At 38.3% G+C, this 2,459-nt stretch carries 2 protein-coding genes; both read right to left on the bottom strand.

The features are described from left to right. Window positions 1-131 precede the first annotated feature (131 nt). Window positions 132-1,136 carry an ATP-binding protein gene (locus E2R66_RS28030; protein ID WP_134738007.1) on the bottom strand — a complete coding sequence of 335 codons (1,005 nt, stop codon included), beginning with the start codon at window positions 1,134-1,136 and terminating at the stop codon, window positions 132-134. Window positions 1,137-1,475: 339 nt separating this feature from the next. Next, the gene (locus tag E2R66_RS28025; protein WP_240049546.1) at window positions 1,476-2,312 is read right to left on the bottom strand and encodes a fatty acid desaturase family protein; all 837 of its coding nucleotides are present in this window, start codon (window positions 2,310-2,312) and stop codon (window positions 1,476-1,478) included. Between the last annotated feature and the right edge of the window lie 147 nt (window positions 2,313-2,459).

The following is a 2,459-nucleotide window of genomic DNA, read 5'->3' as shown; positions in this document are numbered from 1 at the left end:
CATACTAACTGCGTTTGTCGTTATTCACAATTAGTATTTATTTGACCGATTAGCGATGGCCTTTTTATCAACTTTTCAACACAGAACAATTTTATTCAGCCATTTTTAAACAGGCTCTAAGCTTGTAAAAATTAAACTGTTATATAGAATTTTGTTCCTTTTCCAACTTCACTTTTAAATTCAATTACGCCTTGGTGCCGTTCTACGCACTGTTTGGTAAAACAAAGCCCTAACCCCGTTGATGTTTCCCCGTTTGTTCCCGTTCTTTGCGCAATACTAAATTTCTTAAATATCTCTCCCTGTAAATTTTCAGGTATACCTATGCCTGAATCTACTATTTTTAATGTTATCTCATCATCTTTGATCTTACTTGAAATTTTAATTACCGAGCCAGGTACTGAAAACTTGATTGCATTAGACATAATATTTTGGATAGCTCTTTTAAACTGCTTCCTGTCTATGGCTTTAACAAGTGCGCCTTGCTCGAACTCAGTTTTGATCTGAATATTTTTTTGAAATGCAATGCCATTCTGTTCATTCACGCATTCCATGAAAAATTTATTCATTTCCGTTGGCTGCAATACCAGTGGCTTATCCTCATCCAATTCTACAAATAAAAGATCATCGAGTATATCCATCGCATGTTTGCAAGATTGGATGGATAATTCCAGCATGGCTACACTTTCCTTATCATTAACGGCATCTGAAATAATTTCAATTATCCCCTGAATATTGGCAATGGGGTTTCTGACATCGTGAATGACCTTTTGGTAATTCAACCGTGTTCTCTTATTGATATGAATTAATCTATCGGTTATATTTCCGACAGATACTACGCCGATAAAATTATCCGCTTCATAAACGGGTAAGTAATCACTTTGCGAAGTCTTCATTAATTCACGGACTTCAAAAATGGTATGGCCAGGTTTAATACGGGGCTTTTCGATCTCGCTATTAAATATCTCAGCCTTATGGTTTATATGGTAGTCTTTTAGTGTAATGATTCCTAATACCTTTGAGTTTTCCCCTTCAACGGGAATATACCCTTGAATGAGAACCTGTTCAGCAACATCAGCCATCTTCTTAAAAACAGATATTCTCGTGAAAGATTTCTCAATAAGATTATCAATCTTCATTACGGGATATTTTTAATTATTAAGTTTACACGCTAAGTATCTAAAAATCATACCACTAATTTGCTTTACAACTGATTTATGCGGAACGTTCCACTTCTACCGGATCTGCGGATGAATTGTTTAACCTACTTAAATTGATCTGATTGCTTAATTTTTGTCGGAGGTAAGGCTCATGATAGCGCTCGTAAAATCGTTGTTTGTCATCCTTGTAGCTACTCACCGCACCCAATTTATACATCAATTTGATATAGTACCAGGCAAAGTCAACCTGATGGGGCTTAAACCCGCTCCTGGCGCTTTTTGGGTATAGGTGATGATTATTATGCCATTCACCTGCAACTATTCCAGGCCATAGCTGGTTAATGGATTTGTCATTCTCACAAAAGTCAATTCCCTCCCGCTGTTTATCTTTTCCTTTTGCATGACCTTCATAGTTGAATGTCCGTACGCCAACCGCCCAAAAACCTGCCGCTCCAAAAGGCTGCAAGCTAAAGGATGTCCCCCAACCAGGTAGAACGCAAGATACCAGAATAACCAGTTCAATAGCCACGATTTAACTGCGGACAATGGATTGACGTAAGAACCCCATTTTTGGTATTGAGTATAGGTGTTTGGGGTTACTCCGGTATGCTGCATTAAGAGTTTAACACGGTTATTGTCCGCCTCGCTTAGGTCTTTTGCAATCGGCTGGTGATTGACATCGGCTAAAAAACAATATAAAAATCCGGCTTGGGCGTTGTAGGGGTCGCCGGGCTGATCCGATTTGGCATGATGTACATGGTGGGAGATGACGTAGATTTCTTCCGGTATGACATTGATCGTTAGGTTCTGCGTAAAGAACCGCCAAAATGGGTTGCGAAACTTATAAGCACCATGAGTACAATAACGATGGTGCCAGATGGTGCCATGCGTTCCCATAATGATCATACTATAAATAAAAGCTGCTAAGACGGTCCACCAGGTGAGATAACTGCTCAGGAAAACCATAAAAAAAGGAATGAGGCAGAACACCTTAAACCAGCTAAAGAATGGCAGCCAGTTCCGCTTATCTTTAAAAATATTCAATCTGTTGCTAAACTCGCGTAAGATTTCGCCACTTGTCGGCTTTATCAGGGTACCCCCGGCATCTTGCCAACCATAAGCCGGCTGCTGCAATACGTGATCTAAAAATGGCATGGTGTTAAAAATTAAATTATAAATATTTAGGATTATGTATTTAGTTCGCAAAGCGTTTTTTTGTTAATAAATTATTGATAATCAGTAAGTTATTTAGTATATTTAAGCTAAATAACTTACTATGTTTAGCGGAATTAGTATCAACGA

This window comes from Mucilaginibacter psychrotolerans (assembly GCF_004519315.1).
In the GTDB taxonomy this organism is placed as follows: domain Bacteria; phylum Bacteroidota; class Bacteroidia; order Sphingobacteriales; family Sphingobacteriaceae; genus Mucilaginibacter; species Mucilaginibacter psychrotolerans.
This window is presented reverse-complemented; position numbering and strand designations above follow the sequence as displayed.